Raw genomic sequence first — 25,091 nt, forward strand, 5'->3', positions numbered from 1 at the left:
TGACAAAACTAGAAGAAATTCGGCAAACAAAGTGTTGTGTGTACAAAATTCGACAAATCGATGCGCATGTTTTTGACATGAGCGGTCAAAATAAAAAAGCGAAAGGAGGCATGGCGATGGCGAAAAAAGAGAAAAAGAAAAAGCAAAAACCGAAGCAAGAAGAAACGACAGGCTTCGGCGACAAAAAGCTAGAAGGCCCGGACCGTCCTTCTACATAAAAGAGACAGGGGATTACACTCCCCCTGTCTCTTTCTCTTCATTCATTTTATCTAACATAGAGATCGCATCAATTAAATGGTTATTAAAAATTTGTTTTGCAATGTGTAACAAATCGACAATCATTGGATCGCGCAATGAATAAATGACTCGATTACCATCTTTCGTTCCATACACAATGTTTTTTGAACGTAATACGCTCAGTTGTTGGGATACGGCAGATCCTTCTGCCCCGATCAACGTTTGTAGTTCGTTAACGTTTTTATCCCCTTCCGCTAATAGTTCTAAAATACGAATGCGCAATGGATGAGCTAAAGCCTTAAAAAACTCTGCCTTAAATTGCTGTAATTCTAGGTTCATTTGCTTCCTCCAACATATTCGGTTTTGAAATGGTTGACCATCTGTTCTTCTGACATATGGCATAACTGACGGCACTCTGAAAATGCATAATGTTTACAACCGAAACATTGCGTTCGATTAATGTGTGAGAAAGCTGCTTGAAGTGCCTCACCTGTATGTTCAAAAAAGTTTTCTGCGCCAATTGTATCATATAATCCAGATCTTTTTAACATCTCTTTCGGTTGTTGTTGTATACCAGAGATAAAAACAACTCCGCCTTTTGCTTGGAAAGGTTTAATTAAACTTGCTAAATTCGCTTCTCCTGTTTGATCTATATATGGCACTTTACCCATACGTAAAACAAGAACGCGTGGCGTGTGGTGTATTGTCGCCATAATCGATTGTTCAAACATTTGAGCCACACCGAAAAACAACGGGCCATCAATTGTATATATACTAATTTGTGGACAATCTCTCCCTTGTTCAACCATAGTTGGACTTACTTTTTTCTTTCGCTCATCTGGTAATACTTTTAGTACGCGAAATACATCTGTCATCCTTTTCGCGAACAACAGTACGGCTAAAATAAGTCCTACCTCCACCGCAATAGTCAAATTTACAAAAATGGTTAAAATAAATGTAATGACAAGTACAATGGAATCGGCTGATTTCATTTTTAGTACATGCATAAACTCTTTACGTTCACTCATATTCCAAGCGACAATCATTAAAATCGGCGCCATACTCGCTAACGGAATATGTGAGGCATACGGAGAAAAAATAAGTAAAATAATAAGGACGACAATACCATGAATCACACCGGACAATGGTGATGTTGCTCCGCTTTTAATATTCGTTGCTGTTCGTGCAATTGCACCCGTTGCAGGAATTCCACCAAAAAAAGGAGTGACTATATTAGCTATTCCTTGACCGATTAATTCACGATTGCTATGATGCTTTTCTCCTGTCATTCCATCAGCAACGACCGCCGATAACAAAGATTCAATCGCACCAAGCATCGCAATAACAAAAGCTGGTCTGATCATTTCATATATGTTCTCTAGTGTGAAATGAGGAACCGAAATATGCGGAAGTGTATTCGGAATTTCCCCATAAACAGAGCCGATGGTTGCGACTTTATTTTCGAATAAGAAAAAAGCAAATAAACTTGAAACAACTAAACTTAATAATGGGCTTGGAATTTTCGGTGCAACTTTTGGTGCAAATAAAAGAACGACAAGCCCGATGGATGCGATAATGACGCTATATATATTTACATCATTAAGATGCATCCATATTTCCTTCATATTGTCGACAAACGCTTCATGTTTTTTTACATTTAATCCTAAAAAATTAGGAATTTGTCCGGTAAAAATAATAACGGCAATTCCCGCTGTAAAGCCGATCGTCACAGGGCGCGGAATAAACTTAATCAATGAGCCTAGACGAAAAACCCCAAATAATACAAGCATAATGCCTGATAAAAAACCAGCAACAAGTAAATTTTCATATCCGTATGTTAATACAATACCTAATAAAATAGGAATAAATGCCCCAGTCGGTCCTCCAATTTGGTACTTGGATCCACCGAAAAGAGAAATAAGAATCCCTGCAACAATAGTTGTATAAATTCCATATTCTGGTTTTACACCTGAAGCAATCGCAAACGCCATCCCAAGGGGTAAAGCAATAACACCTACAATACATCCTGATAATAAATCTTTTTGAAAATGAGCCATGGTGTATCCATGAAACCGCTCCAAAAAATCACCCTCTTTATATATTCAAATTTTTGAATATACATATATACGAAATATTTATATCACTTTCTCACCTTCTTGTCAAAGCCTCTTTCTTTTTCTAATTTTCATGAAAATGACGAACGGACGAAACATATGGTATAATGTTGAACATTCAAGGGGGGATGATATGTTTAAATATCCGAATGGGCGAGCGTATGAAAAAAAAGAAAATGAACAGACGTTGCACGCCTCTGCTTCTGATACGTATGGGAATCGCGGAATGACGCTAGAGGCGGATTTAAATGAAACAAACGCCTACTACTTAGCTCAAGGTATTGCCGTCATTCATAAAAAGCCAACGCCAATACAAATTGTACGCGTCGATTATCCGAAACGGAGCGCTGCTGTCATTAAAGAAGCGTACTTTAAACAACCGTCCACGACGGACTATAATGGCATATACCGTGGGAAATACATTGACTTTGAAGCGAAGGAAACACGAAATCGTACATCGTTTCCGCTTCAAAATTTTCATGAACATCAAATCGAACATATGAAACAAGTGTTAGCCCACGGAGCGATTTGCTTCGTGATTTTGCGTTTCACGACATTCGATGAAACATATTTGTTCGATGCACATCACCTTCTTGAATATTGGGAGCGCAAGCAACAAGGGGGGCGCAAGTCGATGACAAAAGCGGAAGTGGAACGACATGGGCATCTCATTCCACTTGGCTATCACCCACGAATCGATTATATTCAAATTGTAGACAAACTATATTTTTAGAATAGGAGGAACGATATGGCGAATTATCGTTCACGAACAGAACGAAAACAAGCGGAACAAAAGAAACAACGTCCGCGTGAACGAGGGCGTTCGATGATGAAAAAAATTGTGCTTATTATGTTGCTCATAATGACAATCGGAATGTTTTCAGGCGTCGTTACATTTGCATGGATGATTAAAGATGCACCGCCACTTGATGAAACGTTGTTGCGAGATCCTTTGGCTTCGATTGTTTACGACGTCAACGGGCAAAAAGTAGTAGAACTCGGTCAACAAAAGCGCATTTATATATCGTATAACGATATTCCAAAAGTGCTCGAGGAAGCGGTGCTTGCAACAGAAGACGCCCGCTTTTATGAACATCACGGGTTTGATGTTGTGCGCTTTTTCGGTGCAGTGTTAGCGAACATTCGTGAAGGATTTGGTGCTGAAGGTGGAAGTACAATTACGCAACAAGTTGTCAAACTTTCCTTTTTAACACCTGAAAAAACGTTAAAACGGAAAGTGCAAGAATTATGGCTTGCGATTCGGTTAGAGCAAAAATATTCAAAGCATGAAATTTTAGAAATGTATTTAAACAAAATTTATTACTCGAGCCGATCATACGGTGTTGCTAAAGCGGCAGAGACGTACTTCGGAAAAAGCGATTTATCGCAATTAACGCTTCCTGAAGCGGCATTGCTCGCCGGCATTCCGCAAAGCCCGAACAACTACAATCCGTTTACGCATCCAGAAGCGGCCGAAAAGCGTCGCAATACGGTGCTATCGCTAATGGCGAAACATGGGTTTATTTCGAAAGAAGAAGCAGAAGAAGCAAAAAAAGTGCCTGTACAATCGCTATTAACAGAAAATAAACAACAAAGCGATATTCCGTATGACTCTTTTGTTGATCAAGTGATCGATGAAGTAACAGAAAAAACAGGGCTTGATGTGTTTACGGCTGGATTGCACATTTATACAACGTTAGATCCGAACGCTCAATCATATGTAGAGAATTTATTGAATTCCGATGAAGTCATTCGTACAAATAAAGCTGATTTTCAAGCTGGTATTGCGGTCGTAGATACGAAAACAGGCGAAATTCGGGCGCTTGGCGGCGGTCGGAAAAAAGAAGAAGGTGTCACGTTCGGATTTAACTATGCAACGGATACACGAAAACAGCCTGGTTCGACAATTAAACCAATTGTTGACTACGGTCCTGCAATCGAATATTTAAAATGGTCAACGTATCATCAACTAAAAGATGAACCGTATCAATATTCTGATGGAACACCGATTAAAAACTGGGACGGCAAATATGAAGGACAAATGTCGATGCGAACAGCACTTGCTCGTTCCCGAAACATCCCTGCCTTAAAAGCGCTTCAAGAAGTCGGTTTAGAGCGAGCAAAACAGTTTGCGAACAAGCTTGGCATGGGCTTTGAAGAAATGCATGAAGCATATGCGGTTGGTGGCGTCGGCAAAGGCGTCTCTCCACTCCAAATGGCCGGTGCATATAGCGCATTCGGAAACGGTGGCATTTACATTGAACCACATGCCGTAAAAAAAGTTGTGTTTCCAGACGGAACGGAGATGGATCTTCGTCCAGAACCAAAGGTGGCGATGAAAGACTATACGGCGTTTATGATTACCGATATGTTAAAAACGGTCGTTCAATCTGGAACAGGGACAGCAGCAAACGTGCCAGGACTTCATATTGCCGGAAAAACAGGAACGACGAACTACGATGAAAAAGATCGGCGCAAATACGGTCTTGCAAGAGGCGCTGTACCTGATAGCTGGTTTGTTGGCTATACGCCAAACTATACGGCTGCCATTTGGACAGGATTTAGTAAAAAAAGTAGCGAAGCATATTTATCTAGACCTGAACAACAATATGCGAAGCAGTTGTTTAAACGCGTCATTTCCCACGTCGATGACGGCAGTGGTGGCGATTTTAAACAACCGAAAAGCGTCGTGAAACTGGCGGTGAAAAAAGGAACGAATCCGCCGAAACTAGCAAATGAATATACGCCAGAAAATGAAATTACGTACGAATATTTCGTGCGCGGTTATGAAGAACCGACAGAAGTAGCTGAAGATAAGCCAGAAGTCGTCGAACCGGTAAAAGACTTACGAGCACAATACGATCCAGCGACACAAACGATTTCGTTATCGTGGTCATACACGATCGATCCTGAAAAAGATGTGTCGTTTGAAGTAAGACAGACAGTAGATGGTCGTAAACCGACCGTTATTGCAACAACAAAAGATTCACAACTAACCGTTGAGGCAAAAGAAGGTTCGGTGTACTTATTTGAAGTATACGTCGTCACAGCAGATGGCACACAAAGCGCACCTGCTACAGCACTTGTGCAAATTCCGAAAGAAGAACCGGAACAACCGAGTGAAAATGAATCACCGGAACAACCGGGAAACGGAGAAAGCCCGGAGACGCCAACAAACCCGACCGAGCCAAACCCAAGCAATCCAGAGACGCCAACAAATCCGAGCGATCCGGGAACACCAACAAACCCGACAAATCCAACAAATCCGAATAACAATTCATCAACAAACTCGTCGGGAACGAACAATCAACAACGAAATGGAAATAGCGGTGGAACAACGAATAATCAATAAGTAAGAAAAGAGACTGAGAACGCGCTCAGTCTCTTTTTTGTTGAGCCATTTGTTTATAAAATAGCTTCATAAGCTCGGTAAATAGTTCATCTAATTGGACGAAAGAATGGTGAAGAGTAGGACGGACGAAAATAAACGAAAGCCGATCCACAACATTTAACGGACGAAGCGGGAGCGACTGAACTTCCTTTTCCCATTCGTATACGTTGCTTACTGCTCGTTCATTGAGCCAATGTAACGCACATAAAAAGTAGCTTATTCCCCGAACGATCCCCTCTTTTGCTTCGTTCGCTTGACGCGCTGCAAACAATGGGGCGAGTTCACGCTTTTCTTCTTCCCAAAGTTGAAATATGGCAGGAAGCGACTGCTCTTTTTGTTGCCAAGGCTCTTCTTTTTGCGTTATATCGTAATAAAATGGCACGTGCTTCATCATCATCGGGAACGGTTGAAACGTATGGATATCATCAATGAAATCGGCCGAAAAAAAGAGCGGATGTTGAAACAATTTTGGAACGATCATTTACCTCTTCCCTTTCATCCGTTTTTTTCCTTCGCGACAAAGATGAAGCAATGGACAAACGTCACATTTTGGTGATTGCGCTTTACAATGATAGCGCCCAAAAAAAATAAGGCGATGATGGGTCACCGACCATTCTTCTTTCGGAATTTTTTTCATTAGCGTTTCTTCTACTTCTAGCACAGAATCTTTCCAACGACAAATGCCAAGTCGTTTGCTGACACGTTCGACATGCGTATCAACAGCAATCGCAGGAACACCGAATGCAACCGATACGACGACGTTCGCTGTTTTCCGTCCGACGCCTGGAAGCTTCATTAATTCATCGCGATTTTTTGGCACTTCTCCGCTATATTGTTCAATTAATATACGACATAGTTGTTGAATATTTTTCGCTTTATTCCGATATAGTCCGATCGAACGTATATCTTGTTGAAGCTCTTCTAGCGGAACAGAGACGTAATCTTCTGGTGTTTTATATTTTTCAAATAGTTGCTTCGTCACTTTATTAACGAGCGCATCAGTACATTGCGCCGATAATACAACAGCGATCAATAGCTCAAACGGATTGCGGTGAACGAGCTCACAATGCGCGTTTGGGAACATGTTTGCAATTTCATCTAAACAGTAGCGAATTTGTTGCTTCGTTAACATGTAACCATCCTTTCTACGACTGTTCAAGCCAATTATAAATCGGAACGGTTGGTTTATACGGTTGATCTTGTTTCACCTGGTTTTTTCGAAACTTTTTCGCATGTTGTTGCGCTTGCTCGATCGTTTTAATTCCGTTCTTTTTCCATTCGAATAAAATGCGATCAATGTAACGGAAATTTAGTTTTCCTGATAGTACAGCTTCACGTAACGCCGCTTTAATGATGATCGGATCGTGTTCATCTTGATCCATCCACATCGCTAACGTCTCGCATTCCATCGGGGAAAGTGGACGGCCAAATTCATGTTCAAAAACGGTGTACAATTGTTCTTCTTGCTCTTCTTCTTGTTTTTGTTCTTGAAAAACAGCACGAATAAGTTTTTCCCAAAGCGGATCGAGTGAATAGCATTCACTACGAATGTTATCATCCATTCGTTCTTCAATGGCTAAAAATCCTTTTTGCACAAGCTTGCGCAATTGTTGCATGCACATTTCAGATGAAATGGTCATGCGTGCAGCGATTTCATCTGGGGTTGGAAATGAAATGCCTTGTTCAAGAAACGAATGAATGTGTAACAGTAACATAAACTCTGTTTCATTTAACCCAAGCGTTTTATAGCTCGTTAACAATAACCTTGGAATTGCCACACTTCCTTCACGAAAAAAACGAATCATTTCATTATCCATGTCAAACACCTCACGCCCTATTATATCATAAAACAAATCCCCCATGTGAGCACGGGGGATTTCATCATTATGGGTATAAACGATTGAGTAAACGCGGAAACGGAATCGTTTCCCGAACATGTTCAACGCCACAAATCCAAGCAATTGTTCGTTCAAGTCCTAGTCCAAAACCTGAATGTGGCACAGAGCCGTATTGACGAAGTTCTAAATACCATTTATACGCATCGAGCGATAACTGATGTTCTTCTAACCGTTGTTTTAATAAATTATAGTCGTGAATACGCTCTGAACCGCCAATAATTTCACCATATCCTTCTGGAGCGATTAAATCCGCGCAAAGAACAACTTCTGGACGGTTTGGATCTGGCTGCATATAAAACGGCTTTAATGTCGTTGGATAATGTGTAATAAATACTGGTTTGTCAAAGCTTTCCGCAATGGCTGTTTCATGTGGCGCACCGAAGTCATCGCCCCATTGAATGTCGTCAAATCCTTTCTCATGAAGAAGTTGGATCGCCTCATCGTATGTGATGCGCGCAAATGGCGGTTTTACGTTTTCTAATTTAGACGTATCGCGTCCGAGCGTTTTCAGCTCGAGCTGACAATTTTTTAATACCGATTGCACAATATGGGATACGTATTGTTCTTGGACTTGTAAGTTATCTTCAAATTGATAAAACGCCATTTCCGGCTCGATCATCCAAAACTCAATTAAATGGCGGCGCGTTTTTGATTTTTCAGCACGAAACGTTGGACCGAATGAAAATACTTTCCCGAGCGCCATCGCTGCCGCTTCCATATATAGCTGGCCGCTTTGAGAAAGGTATGCATCTTCATCAAAATATTTTGTATGGAATAATTCCGTCGTTCCTTCTGGCGCACTTCCTGTTAAAATTGGTGGATCGACTTTGACAAAGCCGTTTTCATTGAAAAATTCATACGTCGCACGAATGACTTCGTTGCGGATTTTCATAATCGCATGTTGACGTTTCGAACGCAACCATAAATGACGATGATCCATTAAAAATTCAACGCCATGCTCTTTTGGTGTAATTGGGTAATCAACAGCCATGTGAATGAGTTCAATGTTTGTGACGGAAAGCTCGTATCCAAACGGTGAACGTGCATCTTCACGCACTACACCTGTGACATAGAGTGAACTTTCTTGCGTGATGCTTTTTGCCGCCTGAAATACACCTTCGCTCACTTGCGCTTTTTCCACAACTCCTTGAATAAAGCCTGTGCCATCACGCAATTGTAAAAAAGCGATTTTTCCACTTGACCGTTTGTTCGCAAGCCATGCACCAATCGTTACTTCTTGTCCTACATATTTACTTACTTCAGCAATTGTTGTTTTCACGTACAAGTCCCTCCAACAAATCTTCGAAAACTATGCTATGTACATAGTTCTTATTATACCTTTCGACAAAAAATCAAGCAAGAACGAAAAGCGGAGGCGAGCGTCTAACGCCGAAGGAAAATGTTCTTCCGACGAGAAATGCTTGCATTTCGACGGAGGAAGGTTATTTTCCAGAAGGCGTTGCGAGCCGAGCTAGACAATCCGAAAAGCGGAGGCGACTTAGTTAAACCAACAAGGAATAGATAACCTAAAAATTTATATAAAATCAAAAAATGTGTGATTCAATAGTTATTTGACCGAAACATTTTTCCTATATATATCATTTACTATAAATAGATGCGAAAGCATAAAACATTTGAAAGGAAGGTAATATTATGGCTTGCTTATGTAATGGAGGATTATTTCCTCGTTTGTTTTGGACACAATCTACAACAGATTTAGACGTTCCTATCGTAGCAACTATTACCCCAACTGAAGTGCTTCGCCTTGAGCCAATCACTACGCTTAGCGGAGATGAAGTAAAATTAGATTCCATGGTTGAACTAGATATCACAATAGCCATAGCCGCCGCAGCTACTACATTAACTGGTATTACTTATCGTCTAGAACGCTCGACAAATGGAGGAGCATTTACAACACTTGCATCACTTGATATCGAATTAGCAATCCCTATCATAGATGTTGCCACTAGCGAAACTGTATACCCGAACCTTACTTGGGTAGACGTACCAGGCGTTGGAACACACATTTATCGTATCGTAATTGAAACTGATGGAACAGCTATAGCTGGTGTTGCAACTGCTATTGCCGCAGAAACTCGCGCCTTAAATGCTCTTGTCGTTCGAGAAGCGTAATAAAAATCGGCTGGCTCATGTACGAGTCAGCCGATTTTATTATCCATGAATAATAATATCATTAAGCGATTTTATTCCTTTTGGAAATTGTGTGCAATAAAAAAAACCATATATTTTGTAAGCATTGATTTCATCTGAAAACCTTAACTTAATTTGGAAATTAGCAAATGCGAGTTGCTCCCCTTCTTTAATCTGACGAATTTGAATAGGTTTTATCCAAAACTCTCCATTTTCTTCAGCAATACGTTCTGCATTTTCATCAATGTATTGCCAAGCCTCCATTACTAAGGGATTTATTCGACGATCGTATGAAACATGCTCCCCTAATTTTGCTGTTAATCCTGTATACTCTTTTGGAATCATTTTCAAACAAATGACTGGATTATCGAGAGGGATAGACCCCATATTACGGATAATAAAATTCCCTATTACCATACCATCTTTGCTTTCTCTTCTTGGTAACATAAATGAATAAGTAAAGTACGAAATCGCTTGAATAGATGAGGGATAATTGTTATTCTTTTCTTTTTTCATTTCGTACAATAATTTATTGACCAATTGAAACTCTTGTTCCAATACGCGCATTTTTTTTTCAATGTCCTCAAATAAATGTTTCATTCTTCCTCTCTCCCCTACAACATAAAAATATGTTTCTCTCCCATATGTATGAAGAAAAGGGGAGAAAAATCCCCTTTTCTAATTGTTTTCATGCTTTATCACATTGGAAAAATGGATGGACATTGTGGTGGAAATACATCAACTGAACACTCTTCTTCACAAACAATTTTCGGACGAGGTTGACAAAACTTAGCTGCTACTTCCAAAATAACTTCAAACGTTACAACGATATTTTGGCATACACGAATGAGTACTGTAGCTGTTATTGTATTGCCATTTCTTGTAAAAGAGCCAACACGACAAGTATTGAACGTATTTTGTGTAGCATTACAACATACTGTTGTTCCTTCAGGTGCACAAAGAATGACTTCTTCACTCGTTGTAATTAATGTTGGATTACTCGTTACCGTTGTTTGCGTACCTGTTGTTGTTGTCCCTGTCACCTCTAAAATAACTTGAATCGTCTTACTTAATGTAACAACTTGTAATGTTACACGTTCATCTCCAACCACACACTCAATATCTCGTCTTGGCCCATCTTCTACACATTCTAAAAGAGTAGTTGCACAATTAACTTGAGAAATTGTTAGCGGAAGAGATCCTTCAGGAAAAGTAAATGTGAGTTCTTGAGTAAGTGATATAACGTTTGTTGTCCAATCATAAACTTTACATACTTGAATACACTCAGGGCTAAATTCTTGGGCAAACTGTTCTAAATTAATCGGCATTAGCGTAATCTCCTTTCATCATTTTTTAAGACTACTCTATACTATGCCATTTACTTAAAGGCGTGCCAAAACAAACGCCTATTTTCAGTTGTAGATGCATTTTATTTAACCAAATTATTTTTATCACGCAGTCAAACTTTAAATTCCCTATGCATACAATTTTAACGAATGAATGATAAAGGTGGTGAGAACATGAACAAAGAAAGCAAGTCTATTCAGCTCGAACAAAAAATCATTCACTTAAAGTCTGAATTAGAAAAATATAAAACCATTATCGCTTCCATGCAAATTGAACAACAATTCGCTGATATAAATAAACAAATCGATCAATTAAAAACGGATAATAATAACTTAAAAAATATTTTTAAAAAATCCAACGAACTAATTACAAACCAAAAACATGAGATGAAACAATTAATTAACGAAGTGCAACAAATAAAGGATAGTTATTCCCAATTACAAAGTAGTACAAAAGAATATTATTCAGATTTAAAGGGATATTTAGATAAAATTGAGGAAAGCATTCAACTTTTTTTTGATACTTATTATCAATTTGAAAATGAAAAGCAGATTATTACGGAGCAAGCACACACATTAAGGAAAGAAATAGATGAGTATCAGAACCAATTAGCAGACCATCATTCTTTGCGATCAATTATTATATCGTTCATGGAGAGGATTAACAGTATGGAAAAAGAACATGATTTCTCTAAAAAAAGCGGCGAAAAAATATTAGGGCATGTTGAAGAAATAAGTAAAAAATTATCAAATCAAAAAGAAGAAACTGAACTTTTAAAAGAAGCAATGCAATCATTAGCAGATAAAATATCTACCTTCGAAACGATGTTAAACGGGTTAGACAAAGAGCAACAAAAAAATCAAAATGATATTATCAATTTAAAGCAAAAAGTTTCACACCAACATATTGAAATTGAAAACCTTTTTGAAAAAACAGCTCATTTTTCTACTGGTATTGAAAAAATTGCACATCAAATCTCTGAATTAAAACAATTAACTGAGTGCGCTGAAAAGAAAAAAGAGGAACATACAACCCCAGATATAAATGAGATGAAAGAGATGTTAATGCATGTCATTCAACTGCTCTCCAAACAAAAAAAAGGATCAAATACAGAAAAAACAGAGCGAGAAAAAGATACGACTGGTTTTTCTGAGGCAAAAACAACTCCACCTACGAACAGTTTTTTGAAGCTTCAACAGTTCAGCAATGAAACAAACCAACCGATTGTCGTTTCACCCATACAAAAAAAAAATCAACCATCTCCGTCGAAACTAAACCAAATAAAACCTAAAAATACCGATAAGAGCAATATAACACATATTCGGTCTAAAAACAAAGAGGACGACGACGAACAATTATCTAATTTAACGTTGCCAACTACTGAATATTACGTGAGAAATGTATCTTCTTCTGATGTGCTCAACTCATTATCAAAGAATTCAGAAGATACTATCGAATTTATCTTCGAACCCCCCTTTGATACTGTGTCCGAAGAACCTATCCTAAATCTAACTATTCCTAGAACGGATTATACTTTTGAAAAAACGGACTTAAAAAATATGTTAGATAAAAAAAACTCTTCTCAAACGCTATTACAGCTAAACGAAGAAAGTGAAAACATAAACACTGAAAGCGAAACCACTCATGAGAGAAAAAGATCATGGTTGCTTGCTTTATTTGAGAGAGTAAAACTAACAAAGCCATAAACTCGAAAAGGGAGGATACTTTCCTCCCTTTCGTTTGATTATCTTACTTTCTCACTAATAAACCATTCTATTCGTTGGATTGCTTTTTCTAACAAATCAAGTGATGTTGCATAGGATAAACGCACATTGTTTGGCGCACCAAATCCTGAACCTGGAACGAGTGCGACTTTCGCTTCTTCAAGCAACGCTTCGACAAACGCATCGACATGTTCGTATCCAGTCATTGTTGCTGCTTCTTTTGCATTTGGGAACAAATAAAATGCACCTTGTGGTTTCACGCATGAAAACCCTGGAATTTGAATTAAACGCTCGTAAATAATATTTAAACGTTGTTCAAACGCTTGACGCATTTGTTCAACTGGCTCTTGCGGCCCGCTATATGCAGCAATTGCGGCGTATTGAGCAATCGATGTTGGATTCGATGTGCTATGGCTTGCCAAATCGGTCATAGCGCCAATAATCTCGGCATCTCCTGCTGCGTAACCAATGCGCCATCCCGTCATCGAATGCGATTTCGACACGCCGTTAATAATGATCGTTTGTTTTTTCAATTCCGGTGAAAGTTGGGCAATCGAAACGTGCTCATGTCCGCCATAAACGAGCTTTTCATAAATTTCATCAGAAACGATAAGAACATCGTGGGCTACACATACTTCACCGAGCGCCTGCAACTCTTCTTTCGTATAAATGACGCCCGTCGGATTGCTTGGCGAGTTAATAATGACCGCTTTCGTTCGATTTGTAATCGCCTGTTTTAATTGCTCCGGCGTGATTTTGAATTCGTTTTCTTCGAGCCCTTCCACGTAAACAGGGATGCCACCTGCTAGTTTTACTTGTTCAGGATAACTCACCCAATATGGCGTTGGGATAATGACTTCATCACCTTCGTCTAAAATGACTTGAAATAGCGTATAAAGCGCATGTTTCGCTCCGACACATACAATAATTTCTGACGGTTTATAGTCGAGTTGCTGGTCTTGTTGAAATTTTTTAATAATTTCTTGCTTGAGTGTCGCTAATCCACCAGATGGCGTATATTTCGTATGCCCATCATACATCGCTTTCACAGCCGCTTCCATAATATGTTGCGGCGTATTAAAATCTGGTTCGCCAGCGCCAAGCCCGATGACATCGTACCCTGCTGCTTTTAATTCTTTCGCTTTCGCTGTAATGGCAAGCGTTGATGATGGCGTTAATGATGCGACGCGCTTCGCTAACTTCATGAATCCTTCCCCCTCGCAAAATGATATCTTTTCAAAAAGGCCCCGTCTTCAAAACGAACGTAATAAAACGAATAACGGTCTCGTTCGTCAATATATGTAATTTCCCATAGCGGGATCCCTTTTTCCATTCCTAATTTCACTGATACGACTTCTTTCGGATGATACGTTTTAATGGACGATTGCGCTTGTTGTTTCGTAATACCTTCCGAAGCCTTTCGAACATCGACAATTTTCCCTTTTTCTGTCACCCATGCAATCATTTGTTCACCTTCGTCATTTTTTCCTATGACGATCACGTATACATCGCTACCTCGGTACGTATATACGTCATCGATATGGATGATCCCTTGTTTCTCTGCCTGTTTCATCGCACGTTGTTCACTTTCGTTTTTAGATGATACCGCATCACTATATGCGTCGATATATAAAAATAACGCCGTAAACAACAAGCATACGAAGGCAATCAAAACCTTCTTCATTTTCATCCCTTCTTACGTTCGATAAATCGTAAATACAGCCTTTTCTTTATTTTCTTCATCAAGCGCTAGTCCAAACATTAAGTCTTTTTCTTTTAACGTCCGGTTTAAACAATCAACAATTTTATATAAGTCTGATGAGTATTCAACTTTTACAGTTGCTAATACTTCGATTTTACTTTCCACGACCCGATCCTCCATGTGTACAAATTTTGTTACTTATATCGTTTATTGCGAACGGAAACAATACAATTACACACCGATTTCGGTGTATAAACATCTTCATTGTAGCAACGATTTCCTACATTGGTCAATTTGAATTAAAAAAATTCCTATCGTACACACCGCGGGCCGAACGTTGGCCCTTTTTTAAAATGTCATGACGTCGTATTCCTCTAAGTTGCATTTCACTACAATGACACCAAAACGATTTGTCTCATAACAATCAATCCAGGCAGCGTACAGCCGCTCAAGCAACCGTTCATTCGGCCAGTTGCCATGTTTCTTAAAAATGATTGCTACTTGTGGATCGACATGTTTTAAAAACGATGTACGTGGGTAGTCATTAACGCCGAAATGGGCAATTTTTAATATGTTTACATCACTAAGCGGCATCGTCATCAACTTTTGTTCCACATCTTCGCTCGCATGCGCCATATATAAAAGGCGAAGACGCCCGTACTGAATCGACATTGTTACATCTCCATTGTCAATATAGAGCGGCTGCATCCGAAAATGGGGAAACGGTTCATACACCTTTTGTTCTTTCCATTCGCTCACCACTTTCGGACCGTACGTTTGTTCAATCCATTTCACATTGCCGATATATTCCCGATCATCGCTCGTTAACAAAAGTTCATCGATTTCGGTAATATGGAAATGTTCAAACCATCTTTTTAGTTCGCGTTCTGTATGCGGCGCCCCTGTATTTAACAATACCGTTTTTCCGCTTGCGTGTTTGAATAACGTCGCTTCTCCATCGCTAAGCGGCAAAAAAATAATCGCCATTTCTTCTTCTTCGAGCATCATATCGATTTTTTGAATATGCTCCGCTGATGTTGAAGGATGCATTAAACTATTGCATATCAAAAATAATAACACCCATTGCAAAACGTCCACTCCCTTCATCTACATCTTTTATCTTTTACCGATGAAGGGAATTTTATAGCCATTCGTTTACATGTTGTAAAAGCTCCGAAAGCGGCGCATGATATACATGAATAGGTGGCAACGACTGTAAAAAATATTTGCTATATGATGCTGTTAACAATCGTTGGTCGAAGACGAAAATAATTCCACGATCTTCTTTTGTCCGAATTAATCGTCCAAATCCTTGCTTAAAGCGTAAAATTGCTTGCGGCAACGATAAATCGTAAAATGGATTGCCTCCTTTTGCGCGAATATAATCGCTTTTCGCTTCCATGACCGGATCATCTGGCGGCGCAAATGGCAATCGAACAATGACAACGCATGTCACTTCGCTTCCTGGAAGGTCGATTCCTTCCCAAAAACTACTTGTGCCAAATAAAATCGCTTGCTCAAACTGTTGAAAATGGCGTGTTAATTTCGCTGCATTGCCTCCGCTCACTCCTTGAGCAAGCAATACAAACTGATCATCGTTAAATTGTTTCGCATACGCATACGTTTGTTTTAACAATTCATACGATGTGAATAATACGAGCATTCGTCCCTTTGTATGTCGGGCGATGCGTATCACTTGTTGGGCTGCATGCTCCGCATATTGCTCAACTGTAACCGAAGGAAACGTCGGTAAGTCTGTTGGCACCATAAGGGCAGCTTGTTTTTCATACGAAAACGGAGACGGAATGATGCGTGTGAATGGATAAAAATCGTCAAGACCAAGACGCGAAATGATAAATGAAAAACGAGCATTTGTCGTTAACGTAGCCGAAGTTAAAATGACGCTCCGCTTCCGTGAAAATAATTGATCAGCAAAAAAATGAGCTAAATCGAGCGGTTGTGAAATAACTGTGACTGCATTCACTGCGGCTTTTGCATCTACTTCGAGCCAACGAACAATATCATCATCATCGCTCGTTAATAAATGTTGCAGCGTACATAAAGTATCAATAAACGTCGTAAAAGGCTTCACATCTTCTTTTGGAATATCGTTTATCATTTGTGATAACTGTTGCACGTCATTCATTATGCGCATAAGCAACTCGATCGTTCCGCTCCACTCTTTTCCGTATTCTTTCCACGGGACGAAACGGTAACGCATACGTCCATCTCCTTTTTGACGACGCAACACATAATGACGCAGAGATTGAAATAGTTGATTGAGTTCGTATTCAAGATCTCCTAAAAGCGAGCGAAGCGCCCCCATTTTGTGTATCATAGCGATGTCGTTCATTCGTGTCCACAATAAACGAATGTATTCGTATGAAACGTGCCTTCCGAAAAAGTGGGCAGCTACATCTTCTAAATGATGCGCTTCATCAATAATGAGTTGTTCATACGGTGGCAAAAATTTTTCATCCGCTGTTAAATCGTGCATAACAAATGAATGGTTTGTAATAATGACATGTGCATGTTTCGCTTTTTCTTTCGCGCGAACGAAAAAATCGTATTCTTCATTCGTATCATCGCTATGTACATCTTCCCAAAATAGCGCGCCACCTGCCGTTAAGTTTAGTTCATCAACATCCCCTGTCTCTGTTTCTGTTAACCAAACAAGCAATTGACATTTCGTTAACGCAATATCGTAGTTTGTATCGATATGTTTTAACGTGCGGGCGAATTTTCGCACGCTCATATAGTTTCGCTTCCCTTTTAAAACAGCGGTCGTAAATGGGAAAGGGACGAGCTGTGCAACGCGCGGCAACTCTTTTTCAATCATTTGTTTTTGTAGCTGGAGCGTATAGGTGCTAACGACGATTGGTTGCTGTTGCTTCACCGCATAAAAGACGGCCGGAAGCAAGTACGCCATCGTCTTTCCGACGCCCGTTCCCGCTTCAATTAACGCATGCTGGCACGTTTGTAGCGCATAGTTAACGTCGTCCATCATTTGTTTTTGTCCTTCTCGATATTCAAACGGCGCAACAAATGGATTTGTTGCAAGCCATTGTAAAAAAGATGGAAGATGCTCATGACGATCAACTCGTTTTGGCGAATCCCATGCTTTTAAAGCAATGCCTTCATATTCAACGACGGATTCATTCGTTTGAAGCGAGCGTTCTTTTTTGGCAATGAATTGATCTAATAGAGCGGTCAAATCGCTTTTTAACGGTTGACTATGGCGGCGTAATTGTTTTAATGTCACAAGCGGTAAACGAGATAGCTTGTGCAGTAAAAAAAGAAGCAGTTGCGCCGTTGCTTCTGCGTCGTAATCTGCTTGGTGCGGACGATCATGCGCAAGCGATAACGCTTCGGCTAAGTGATTCAGTTTATAGCTTGATTGTGTCGGCATAAGAAAACGGGCGAGTTCTACCGTATCTAAAAGTCGACATGTCGGTGGTTGTATTCCGCTACGAATAAATTCCTCTTGTAAAAATGCCCAGTCGAACTGAACGTTATGCGCGACAAAATAAGCTCCTTCCCATTGTTCAACAAGCATCGCAGCAATATGTTGGAACGGCGGCGCATCATGAACCATTGTATGATCAATGCCTGTTAGTTGTTGAATAAACAGCGGAATATCCCGCTCTGGCTGAACAAATGTTGAAAAACGTTCTTTAACTTTGCCGCCCTCGATGACGACAAAACCGATTTGGATGATGCGATCTTCTTTTTTCGGGGCATTTCCTGTCGTTTCAATATCGACGACGACAAAGCGATCATTCATCTATTTTCCACCTCGCATGTATGTGACAAATAAAAAGAGGCGGCATGGCGCCCGTTATAAAACGGTCGCCGCCGGCTCTTGGACAATGAGTTCTTTAATGCGGTTATGCTCGTCCATAATCGCAATTTTCGGACGGTGTGATGTTAATTTTTCTTCTGGTACGAGTACATATGAAATGACGATGATAATATCATCTTTTTGCACGAGACGGGCTGCTGCTCCGTTTAAACAAAACACACCGCTTCCTCTTTCACCAGGAATAATATACGTTTCAAATCGTGCTCCATTGTTATTATTTACAATTTGTACTTTCTCATTTGGAACCATGCCGACTGCATCTAAAATATCTTCATCGATCGTAATGCTACCGACATAATTTAAATTCGCTTCCGTCACACGAGCACGATGAATTTTAGCGTTCATTAATGTGCGAAACATCATGTTTCCCCCTTATTGTACGTTCATAACGATATTATCAATCAAACGCGCATTTGTAAACCGCACAGCGAGCGCAAGGATGATCTTTCCTTGTAACGTCTCGAGTGGCTTTAACTCTGGATACGAATAAACTTCAACGTAATCGATGACACCGGTTGTATGTTGCTCAATATGGTGCACAATCGCTTTTCGTACGGTCTCCACGTCACGTTCTCCTGCTTCAATGAGCGCTTTTCCTTTTTGTAAAGCAGCATATAACGCCGGAGCTTCTTGCCGTTCTTGCTCGCTTAAATACACGTTGCGTGAGCTTTTTGCAAGGCCATCGTCTTCACGTACTGTCGGAACAGCAACGAGTTCGATCGGAAAATGGAAATCGCGGATAAGTCCGTCGATGACCGCCACTTGTTGCGCATCTTTCAGCCCGAAATATGCGCGATGTGGCATGACGATATGAAACAGCTTCGTCACAACCGTTGCGACACCGTCAAAATGACCAGGGCGGGACTTTCCACAAAGCACATCCACTCGTTCATGCACTTTCACTGTGACCGACGGTTCATGCGGATACATTTCTGGCACAGAAGGATAAAATATAATGTCCACACCTGCTCGTTCAGCCATTTTATAATCGCGCTCAAAATCACGTGGATAACGATCGAAATCTTCGTTTGGTCCAAATTGAAGCGGGTTAACAAAAATGCTTAAAACAACGATGTCATTTTCCTTGCGTGCCCGTTCCAACAACGCCACATGACCTTCATGCAAGTATCCCATCGTTGGCACAAAGCCGATCGTTTTTCCTTTTTGACGCTCAGCCATTATACAGGCTTGCATCTGTTCGATTTTTTCGATTGTAATCACAATTACTTCCCTCCGTATAACGCTAGCCATTGTTGTTCGTTCATCGTAAATGATTGCTCATCGCTTGGGAATTGGCGTGTTTTGACGTCAGCCACATACTCGGCTAGCGCTTGCTGCATCGTTTGCTGAACGTTCGCATATTGTTTAACAAATTTCGGTACACGTTCTACACCATATCCGAGTACATCGTGATAAACAAGCACTTGTCCATCCGTACCAACTCCCGCTCCAATACCAATTGTCGGGATGGCTAGTTGTTTCGTAATCGCTTCGCCAAGTTGCTTCGGCACACATTCTAAAACGAGCGCGATCGCCCCTGCTTGCTCGCACGCTTTTGCTTCCTCTAGAAGACGTCGAGCACTTTCAGCATCTTTTCCTTGTACTTTATATCCACCTAACACCCCGACCGATTGTGGCGTTAAGCCGAGATGAGCAACAACAGGTACACCTGATTGTGTTAAAGAAGAAATGACTTGCAATACAGAACCTGCTCCTTCAACTTTGACAGCGTTGGCCCCTGATTGTTGCATGATCGCTTTTGCATGTTGTAACGCATCGTTCACCGTACTGTAAGACATAAAAGGCATATCTGTCACGATAAACGTATGTGGCGCGCCACGGCGAACGGCTTTCGTATGATGAATCATATCTGCAACCGTCACAGGAATCGTTGAGTCGTATCCTAATACGACCATGCCAAGTGAATCGCCAACTAAAATCATGTCAACACCGGCCGCCTCAGCTAGTTTTGCTGACGGGTAATCGTAAGCTGTCAGCATAACGATTGGCTCATGATTTTTTTTCATGTTGAGAAAATCCAATTTTGTTTTCATTAATATCCTCCTCTCATATGCAGAGGAAATGGATAAAAAAAGCCTTCTTTCTGCCAGAATGAGAAAGAAGGACTTTTGTTCTGCTCCATCCCTCTGTCCCCGTCCGTTTCATCGGATCAAGGCAGAAATGATCATAAATACGTTGTATGCGTGCGCGCGTGGTGCAGTTCTTACAAAGATACTGCCCAATATCAACCGCTTTCATTTTAACAAATATTTCGGAATTTTCCTACTGTTTTTTTATTTCAATATCTGCAGAATAAATGTAATGAACGGCTCCGTCTTCTGTTTGCACTTTTAACGTGCCCGAATCTGTAATGCCAAGTGCTACACCACGAATGGCTCCGTTTAATGTACGCGCTACAATTTGTTGACCGATCGTTACCGAATAGCCTTCCCACAACAGTTTAATCGGTAAAAAACCATGTTGTAAATATTGTTCGTATAACTGTTCTAATTTTTGCAATAACGTTTGAACAATTTTCGGCCGATGGAACGTTCGTCCCGTTTCAATCGCGAGTGATGTCGCAATTGGAGCAATATCGTTTGGAAACTGTTTTTGATTGACGTTCATGCCGATGCCGACGATGACTGCTCGCACTTGATCGGGATCGGCTTGTAATTCCGTTAAAATGCCAACGACTTTTTTACCATTGATTAATATATCATTTGGCCATTTAATGTCCGGTACGATATTTGTTATTTCTTGGATTGTTTGAGCGACCGCAACAGCCACTAAAAGAGTTAATTGAGGAGCTTGCTGTAGCGGAATGGACGGACGTAAAATGATGCTCATCCAAATTCCTGTTCCTTTCGGTGAATGCCATGACCGATTTAAACGGCCTCTTCCTGCCGTTTGTTCTTCGGCAATGACAACCGTCCCTTCTTCAGCACCTTCATGGGCAAGTTGATGAGCCAATTGTTGTGTTGACGGCACGCTTTCTTGATCGTATACACTCCAGCCAAAACGTTTCGTTTTTAATCCGAGTTGTAGTTCATTAGCGTTTAGTTTATCTGGCATTTTTTTTAAGCGATAGCCGAGCTTGCGAACCGCTTCAACTTCAAATCCTTCTTTTCTTAAGTCTTCGATATGTTTCCAAATAGCTGTTCGTGAGCAACCGAGCTGCTCGCTAATTTTTTGCCCGGACAAAAATGTTTCGCCTGCTTCTGTAAATAGTTTTAACAATTGTTTTCTCGTTTCTGATTGCACATCGCCCACTCCTTTAACTTCTCTTTCTCATTTTCTACTTGACGATGCAATACGGCACGCTCGATGTTTTCAATCATTTCCGATAACCAAGGACCGCCTTTTTTCTTAAATAAAACGAGCAAATCATGACCGTTGATCGCCAACTCTTTTCGATTGCGAATCGGCAGCATTTCCCATTGTTTCAATAACGAGTGAACAGACGGTTTGTCGTCATAAACAGCTGCACGTATACGTTCAATGTGCGGAATGTACGGTCCATACTCGTATAATGCATCGATTGTCCAGTCCGTAAGTGAGCGAATATGTTCAAGCGCCTTTAAACAAATCAAAATGTCACGAATGAGATGATTCGACAATTTCCAATTTTTTAATTGTTCACGATGAAAGTGAACGACAAATGCAAATCGTGCCCACGCTTCAATGCGATCGACTGGTACTAAAGAATAACTACTTAGCTTGATCAGCTCTTGTTTTTTTGTTGCAAGCTCAGGCAAGTAAGCAAATAAATTCGTCTCCACTAAAAGTGCGATCGCTTTCGATACAAATGGACCGAGCAACAATTTCTCAAATTCAACAGCAATGCGCTCAACGGCGATATGTTGTAATAAATGGCCGTATTGTATGATCGCTTGTTTCGTCTTTGATGATAAAGAAAAACCGAGTTGACTGACAAATCGAAGCGCTCGCATTATCCGCAACGCATCTTCGTTAAAGCGTTCAGCAGCATCTCCAACTGTTTCAATGATGCGCTGCTTTAATGCTTCCACTCCTCCAAACGGATCGATGATCTCACCGTACTCGTTCATCGCGATCGCATTCATCGTAAAATCGCGCCGTTGCAAATCTTCGTTAAGAGAACGAACGAACGTGACATCTTTCGGTCTTCGGTAATCTTCATACCGCCCTTCCTTTCGAAATGTCGTCACTTCATATGAAATGCCACGTTCAATGACCATTACTGTGCCATGCGCAATACCAACAGGAACCGTTCTAGGAAAAATGGCCATCACTTCTTGTGGGTGGGCCGATGTCGCAATATCAATGTCTCCAATCGGTCTTTGTAATAAATAGTCGCGCACCGCACCACCGACAAAATACGCTTCATGTCCATGGCGTTTTAACGTTTCAATGACAGAGAGCGCCTGCCGAAACTGTTCGTTCATCGTTCTTCCCCTTTAAGTTGAAAATAAATATGTTCATATTGTGCCACAATTCGCTCAGAATAAAATTTTTCGTATACCGTTTCATATGCGTTTTTCCCCATTGTCTCGCGAAGTGTTTCATCCGTCAGTAAACGAAGCGTTTGACGCGCCGCATCGTTTATATCACCGAGCGCACATAAAAAGCCGTTTTTGCCATCTTCAATTACTTCAGGAATGCCACCGATCGCTGTTCCGACGCATGGAACTCGACACGCCATCGCTTCCAGTAAAACGAGACCGAAACTTTCTTTTTCTGACAATAATAATTTCACGTCACTAATGGAATACAATTCCGCTAAATTTTCTTGCTTTCCTAGAAAACGAACGTGATCGCATAAATTTAATTCTTTTACAAGGCGACAAACGACCGTCATTTCTGGCCCATCACCGACAAGAAGCAATTTTGCAGGTACTTGTTTGACGACGAGCGCAAACGTACGAACGACATCACATACCCGCTTCACTTTCCGAAAGTTCGACACGTGAATAACTACTTTTTCGTGCGGTGCGATACCGTATTGACGACGGAGCTCATCATTTCGTCGTCTGCTGTATATACGTTCATCAACAAAGTTGTATACCGTTTGAATCGGCTTTTGCACGTCAAGCAATTCATATGTTTGAACCGCTAACGCATTCGATACTGCTGTGACGACATCGGATTGCTCGATGCCAAATTTAATTAAATCGCTTAATGACGGGTCGTATCCGAGGACGGTAATGTCTGTACCGTGCAACGTCGTCACAATTTTCAAATGGTCACCAACCATTTGTTTCGCTAAAAAGGCGCAAAGAGCGTGCGGAACAGCATAGTGCGCATGAATGATGTCGAGCTCTTCTCGCTTCGCAACTTCTGCAATTTTACTCGCCAACGCTAAGTCGTATGGGGGATATTGAAATACAGAATATGGGTTGACTGTTACCTCATGATAGTAAATATTTGGATATACTTTGTTTAGTCGAAATGGAATGCTTGACGAAATAAAATGAATGTCATGCCCGCGTTCAGCAAGCATTTTCCCTAATTCCGTCGCAACCACTCCAGATCCGCCAACTGACGGATAGCAAACGATTCCTATTTTTAGTTTCATCTTTCTTCCCCTAACAAATCATGTGCAAGTATCACTGGTTTTTTTGATATAAATCCTTCCGCGAACGAAACACCGACTTCTTTTCCGAACAATCGCTCGCGGCTTTCAACGGTTTCAATATATCCGTTCGTTAACGGCGTGTCAACTGAACCGCTCGTTCGCTCGAATTGACTTTCGTACGCCCGCAAACTTGCTAATTTTTTATCGATTGTACCACTAATGTCGACAACAAAATGAGGGCGATGAAAACCGTTGATCATATAAAAATAAACGGCATGTACGCGATGAGGAGGGAGTTCTCCATAACGGCGAATGGCAGCGGAAAATACCGCTTCTTCCACTAATTTCGCGCATTGCCCATGATCCGGATGGCGATCTTCCCAGTACGGTGCAAATACAATTTTCGGTCGATATGTCCGAATGACTGTCACGATCGGATCAATATGCTCTTTTTGTACGACAAGTCCACGATCAGGAAGTTTGAGCTGTATGCGTGTGCGAACACCGAGAATGTCAGCTGCCCGCTTCGCTTCTTGTTGTCGAGTATGTACCGTTCCGTTTGATGATAATTCTGCTAACGTCAAATCGCATATGCCGATGTCGTACCCTTGTTGCGCGTATTTCGCAATCGTTCCGCCCATGCCAATTTCGACATCATCTGGATGAGCCCCAAATGCTAATATATGCATCATTCTTTTCCTCGCTTCACAATATTTCGCCATGCAAAATCGCCACGTTCTAAACCGTGTATAAGCACTTCAGCTGTTCCCATGTTTGTCGCTAACGGAATGGCATATACGTCACAAAGACGAATAAGGGCACTAACATCCGGCTCGTGTGGTTGAGCGGTTAATGGATCTCGGAAAAAAATGACCATATCCATATCGTTATTTGCAATCATCGCACCAATTTGTTGATCGCCTCCAAGTGGCCCAGATTGAAAACGGTGCACAGAAAGACCGGTTGCCCCTTGAATGCGCAATCCTGTCGTCCCTGTTGCATATAATTCGTGTTCAGCTAAAATATGTTGATAAGCTGTAACAAACTGAACCATATCTTCCTTCTTTTTATCGTGTGCAATTAATGCAATTTTCAAGTTTATCGCCCC

At 40.8% G+C, this 25,091-nt stretch carries 25 protein-coding genes; 4 read left to right on the top strand and 21 right to left on the bottom strand.

All coding sequences use genetic code 11. The features are described 5' to 3' along the window. Positions 1–231 precede the first annotated feature (231 nt). Both BO219_RS04590 and BO219_RS04595 read right to left on the bottom strand, forming a co-directional pair. A complete protein-coding gene (locus tag BO219_RS04590; protein WP_077428579.1) occupies positions 232–576 on the bottom strand; it encodes an ArsR/SmtB family transcription factor in 345 nt (114 codons plus the stop codon). Further along, on the bottom strand, positions 573–2,318 hold the full coding sequence (locus tag BO219_RS04595) for a SulP family inorganic anion transporter (protein ID WP_077428580.1): 1,746 nt from the start codon (positions 2,316–2,318) through the stop codon (positions 573–575). The genes BO219_RS04590 and BO219_RS04595 overlap by 4 nt, the downstream gene beginning before the upstream one ends. Positions 2,319–2,484: 166 nt before the next feature. On the opposite strand from BO219_RS04595, the gene recU reads away from it, so the two are divergent. Both recU and BO219_RS04605 read left to right on the top strand, forming a co-directional pair. Then, a complete protein-coding gene (gene recU / locus BO219_RS04600; RefSeq protein ID WP_077428581.1) occupies positions 2,485–3,084 on the top strand; it encodes a Holliday junction resolvase RecU in 600 nt (199 codons plus the stop codon). Between the two features lie 15 nt (positions 3,085–3,099). Next, positions 3,100–5,703 carry a penicillin-binding protein 1A gene (locus BO219_RS04605; RefSeq protein WP_077428582.1) on the top strand — a complete coding sequence of 868 codons (2,604 nt, stop codon included), beginning with the start codon at positions 3,100–3,102 and terminating at the stop codon, positions 5,701–5,703. 25 nt (positions 5,704–5,728) lie between these two features. On the opposite strand, the gene BO219_RS04610 is transcribed toward BO219_RS04605, so the two are convergent. The 4 genes from BO219_RS04610 to asnS all read right to left on the bottom strand — a co-directional run bounded on the left by BO219_RS04610 (position 5,729) and on the right by asnS (position 8,919). Beyond that, a complete protein-coding gene (locus BO219_RS04610; RefSeq protein ID WP_006319513.1) occupies positions 5,729–6,223 on the bottom strand; it encodes a YpoC family protein in 495 nt (164 codons plus the stop codon). Further along, on the bottom strand, positions 6,224–6,874 hold the full coding sequence (gene nth / locus BO219_RS04615) for an endonuclease III (protein ID WP_006319512.1): 651 nt from the start codon (positions 6,872–6,874) through the stop codon (positions 6,224–6,226). It lies immediately after the preceding gene. A 13-nt stretch (positions 6,875–6,887) separates the two neighbouring features. Further along, positions 6,888–7,559: a DnaD domain-containing protein gene (locus BO219_RS04620; protein ID WP_077428583.1), complete on the bottom strand. Its 672-nt coding sequence runs from the start codon at positions 7,557–7,559 to the stop codon at positions 6,888–6,890. 67 nt (positions 7,560–7,626) lie between these two features. Further along, positions 7,627–8,919, bottom strand: coding sequence for an asparagine--tRNA ligase (gene asnS / locus BO219_RS04625; protein WP_077428584.1), 1,293 nt, complete (start codon positions 8,917–8,919; stop codon positions 7,627–7,629). Positions 8,920–9,293: 374 nt separating this feature from the next. Here asnS and BO219_RS04630 point away from each other — a divergent pair, with 374 nt between their 5' ends. Then, positions 9,294–9,773: a hypothetical protein gene (locus BO219_RS04630; RefSeq protein ID WP_077428585.1), complete on the top strand. Its 480-nt coding sequence runs from the start codon at positions 9,294–9,296 to the stop codon at positions 9,771–9,773. Positions 9,774–9,812: 39 nt separating this feature from the next. Here the strand turns inward: BO219_RS04630 and BO219_RS04635 are convergent, their stop codons facing one another. After that, the gene (locus tag BO219_RS04635) at positions 9,813–10,391 is read right to left on the bottom strand and encodes a hypothetical protein (RefSeq protein ID WP_019417589.1); all 579 of its coding nucleotides are present in this window, start codon (positions 10,389–10,391) and stop codon (positions 9,813–9,815) included. 98 nt (positions 10,392–10,489) lie between these two features. Continuing rightward, a complete protein-coding gene (locus tag BO219_RS04640) occupies positions 10,490–11,119 on the bottom strand; it encodes a BMQ_0737 family morphogenetic spore coat protein (protein WP_077428586.1) in 630 nt (209 codons plus the stop codon). A 192-nt stretch (positions 11,120–11,311) separates the two neighbouring features. On the opposite strand from BO219_RS04640, the gene BO219_RS04645 reads away from it, so the two are divergent. Further along, a complete protein-coding gene (locus tag BO219_RS04645) occupies positions 11,312–12,844 on the top strand; it encodes a coiled-coil domain-containing protein (RefSeq protein WP_077428587.1) in 1,533 nt (510 codons plus the stop codon). A gap of 38 nt (positions 12,845–12,882) precedes the next feature. Here the strand turns inward: BO219_RS04645 and BO219_RS04650 are convergent, their stop codons facing one another. The 13 genes from BO219_RS04650 to mgsA all read right to left on the bottom strand — a co-directional run bounded on the left by BO219_RS04650 (position 12,883) and on the right by mgsA (position 25,079). Then, positions 12,883–14,067 (bottom strand): pyridoxal phosphate-dependent aminotransferase, encoded by a 1,185-nt coding sequence (locus tag BO219_RS04650; RefSeq protein WP_077428588.1) that lies wholly within the window; start codon positions 14,065–14,067, stop codon positions 12,883–12,885. Beyond that, positions 14,064–14,546, bottom strand: coding sequence for a cell wall elongation regulator TseB-like domain-containing protein (locus BO219_RS04655; protein WP_226373761.1), 483 nt, complete (start codon positions 14,544–14,546; stop codon positions 14,064–14,066). The genes BO219_RS04650 and BO219_RS04655 overlap by 4 nt, the downstream gene beginning before the upstream one ends. A gap of 12 nt (positions 14,547–14,558) precedes the next feature. Beyond that, entirely contained in the window at positions 14,559–14,729 is a 171-nt protein-coding gene (locus BO219_RS04660; protein WP_006319505.1) for a YpmA family protein, read from the bottom strand. A 183-nt stretch (positions 14,730–14,912) separates the two neighbouring features. After that, a complete protein-coding gene (locus tag BO219_RS04665; protein ID WP_077428590.1) occupies positions 14,913–15,671 on the bottom strand; it encodes a ComEC/Rec2 family competence protein in 759 nt (252 codons plus the stop codon). A gap of 34 nt (positions 15,672–15,705) precedes the next feature. After that, complete coding sequence (dinG, locus tag BO219_RS04670) at positions 15,706–18,348, bottom strand: ATP-dependent DNA helicase DinG (RefSeq protein ID WP_077428591.1); 2,643 nt, start codon at positions 18,346–18,348, stop codon at positions 15,706–15,708. A gap of 54 nt (positions 18,349–18,402) precedes the next feature. After that, positions 18,403–18,786, bottom strand: a complete 384-nt coding sequence (panD, locus tag BO219_RS04675; protein ID WP_012574757.1) for an aspartate 1-decarboxylase — start codon at positions 18,784–18,786, stop codon at positions 18,403–18,405. 12 nt (positions 18,787–18,798) lie between these two features. Continuing rightward, complete coding sequence (gene panC / locus BO219_RS04680) at positions 18,799–19,647, bottom strand: pantoate--beta-alanine ligase (protein ID WP_077428592.1); 849 nt, start codon at positions 19,645–19,647, stop codon at positions 18,799–18,801. A 2-nt stretch (positions 19,648–19,649) separates the two neighbouring features. Next, positions 19,650–20,480, bottom strand: a complete 831-nt coding sequence (gene panB, locus BO219_RS04685) for a 3-methyl-2-oxobutanoate hydroxymethyltransferase (protein WP_006319500.1) — start codon at positions 20,478–20,480, stop codon at positions 19,650–19,652. A gap of 229 nt (positions 20,481–20,709) precedes the next feature. After that, positions 20,710–21,690 (bottom strand): biotin--[acetyl-CoA-carboxylase] ligase, encoded by a 981-nt coding sequence (locus tag BO219_RS04690; RefSeq protein WP_164970118.1) that lies wholly within the window; start codon positions 21,688–21,690, stop codon positions 20,710–20,712. Then, positions 21,660–22,853 carry a CCA tRNA nucleotidyltransferase gene (locus tag BO219_RS04695; RefSeq protein WP_077428594.1) on the bottom strand — a complete coding sequence of 398 codons (1,194 nt, stop codon included), beginning with the start codon at positions 22,851–22,853 and terminating at the stop codon, positions 21,660–21,662. Before BO219_RS04695 ends, BO219_RS04690 begins: the two co-directional genes overlap by 31 nt. Next, on the bottom strand, positions 22,850–23,983 hold the full coding sequence (bshA, locus tag BO219_RS04700; protein WP_077428595.1) for an N-acetyl-alpha-D-glucosaminyl L-malate synthase BshA: 1,134 nt from the start codon (positions 23,981–23,983) through the stop codon (positions 22,850–22,852). The genes BO219_RS04695 and bshA overlap by 4 nt, the downstream gene beginning before the upstream one ends. Continuing rightward, positions 23,980–24,672 carry a bacillithiol biosynthesis deacetylase BshB1 gene (bshB1, locus tag BO219_RS04705; RefSeq protein WP_077428596.1) on the bottom strand — a complete coding sequence of 231 codons (693 nt, stop codon included), beginning with the start codon at positions 24,670–24,672 and terminating at the stop codon, positions 23,980–23,982. Before bshB1 ends, bshA begins: the two co-directional genes overlap by 4 nt. Next, the gene (gene mgsA, locus BO219_RS04710) at positions 24,672–25,079 is read right to left on the bottom strand and encodes a methylglyoxal synthase (protein ID WP_077428597.1); all 408 of its coding nucleotides are present in this window, start codon (positions 25,077–25,079) and stop codon (positions 24,672–24,674) included. Before mgsA ends, bshB1 begins: the two co-directional genes overlap by 1 nt. Between the last annotated feature and the right edge of the window lie 12 nt (positions 25,080–25,091).

Origin of the sequence: Anoxybacillus kestanbolensis (assembly GCF_001996285.1) — a bacterium.
Lineage (GTDB): Bacteria > Bacillota > Bacilli > Bacillales > Anoxybacillaceae > Anoxybacillus > Anoxybacillus kestanbolensis_A.

What these genes read in the sequence shown, in the direction of transcription:
- BO219_RS04590 (WP_077428579.1), bottom strand. Translation starts at nt 576, where the DNA reads ATGAACCTAGAATTACAGCAATTTAAGGCAGAGTTTTTTAAGGCTTTA.
- recU (WP_077428581.1), top strand. Translation starts at nt 2,485, where the DNA reads ATGTTTAAATATCCGAATGGGCGAGCGTATGAAAAAAAAGAAAATGAA.
- BO219_RS04605 (WP_077428582.1), top strand. Translation starts at nt 3,100, where the DNA reads ATGGCGAATTATCGTTCACGAACAGAACGAAAACAAGCGGAACAAAAG.
- BO219_RS04610 (WP_006319513.1), bottom strand. Translation starts at nt 6,223, where the DNA reads ATGATCGTTCCAAAATTGTTTCAACATCCGCTCTTTTTTTCGGCCGAT.
- nth (WP_006319512.1), bottom strand. Translation starts at nt 6,874, where the DNA reads ATGTTAACGAAGCAACAAATTCGCTACTGTTTAGATGAAATTGCAAAC.
- BO219_RS04620 (WP_077428583.1), bottom strand. Translation starts at nt 7,559, where the DNA reads ATGGATAATGAAATGATTCGTTTTTTTCGTGAAGGAAGTGTGGCAATT.
- BO219_RS04630 (WP_077428585.1), top strand. Translation starts at nt 9,294, where the DNA reads ATGGCTTGCTTATGTAATGGAGGATTATTTCCTCGTTTGTTTTGGACA.
- BO219_RS04635 (WP_019417589.1), bottom strand. Translation starts at nt 10,391, where the DNA reads ATGAAACATTTATTTGAGGACATTGAAAAAAAAATGCGCGTATTGGAA.
- BO219_RS04640 (WP_077428586.1), bottom strand. Translation starts at nt 11,119, where the DNA reads ATGCCGATTAATTTAGAACAGTTTGCCCAAGAATTTAGCCCTGAGTGT.
- BO219_RS04645 (WP_077428587.1), top strand. Translation starts at nt 11,312, where the DNA reads ATGAACAAAGAAAGCAAGTCTATTCAGCTCGAACAAAAAATCATTCAC.
- BO219_RS04650 (WP_077428588.1), bottom strand. Translation starts at nt 14,067, where the DNA reads ATGAAGTTAGCGAAGCGCGTCGCATCATTAACGCCATCATCAACGCTT.
- BO219_RS04655 (WP_226373761.1), bottom strand. Translation starts at nt 14,546, where the DNA reads ATGAAGAAGGTTTTGATTGCCTTCGTATGCTTGTTGTTTACGGCGTTA.
- BO219_RS04665 (WP_077428590.1), bottom strand. Translation starts at nt 15,671, where the DNA reads ATGAAGGGAGTGGACGTTTTGCAATGGGTGTTATTATTTTTGATATGC.
- dinG (WP_077428591.1), bottom strand. Translation starts at nt 18,348, where the DNA reads ATGAATGATCGCTTTGTCGTCGTCGATATTGAAACGACAGGAAATGCC.
- panD (WP_012574757.1), bottom strand. Translation starts at nt 18,786, where the DNA reads ATGTTTCGCACATTAATGAACGCTAAAATTCATCGTGCTCGTGTGACG.
- panB (WP_006319500.1), bottom strand. Translation starts at nt 20,480, where the DNA reads ATGAAAACAAAATTGGATTTTCTCAACATGAAAAAAAATCATGAGCCA.
- BO219_RS04695 (WP_077428594.1), bottom strand. Translation starts at nt 22,853, where the DNA reads ATGAACGAACAGTTTCGGCAGGCGCTCTCTGTCATTGAAACGTTAAAA.
- bshA (WP_077428595.1), bottom strand. Translation starts at nt 23,983, where the DNA reads ATGAAACTAAAAATAGGAATCGTTTGCTATCCGTCAGTTGGCGGATCT.
- bshB1 (WP_077428596.1), bottom strand. Translation starts at nt 24,672, where the DNA reads ATGCATATATTAGCATTTGGGGCTCATCCAGATGATGTCGAAATTGGC.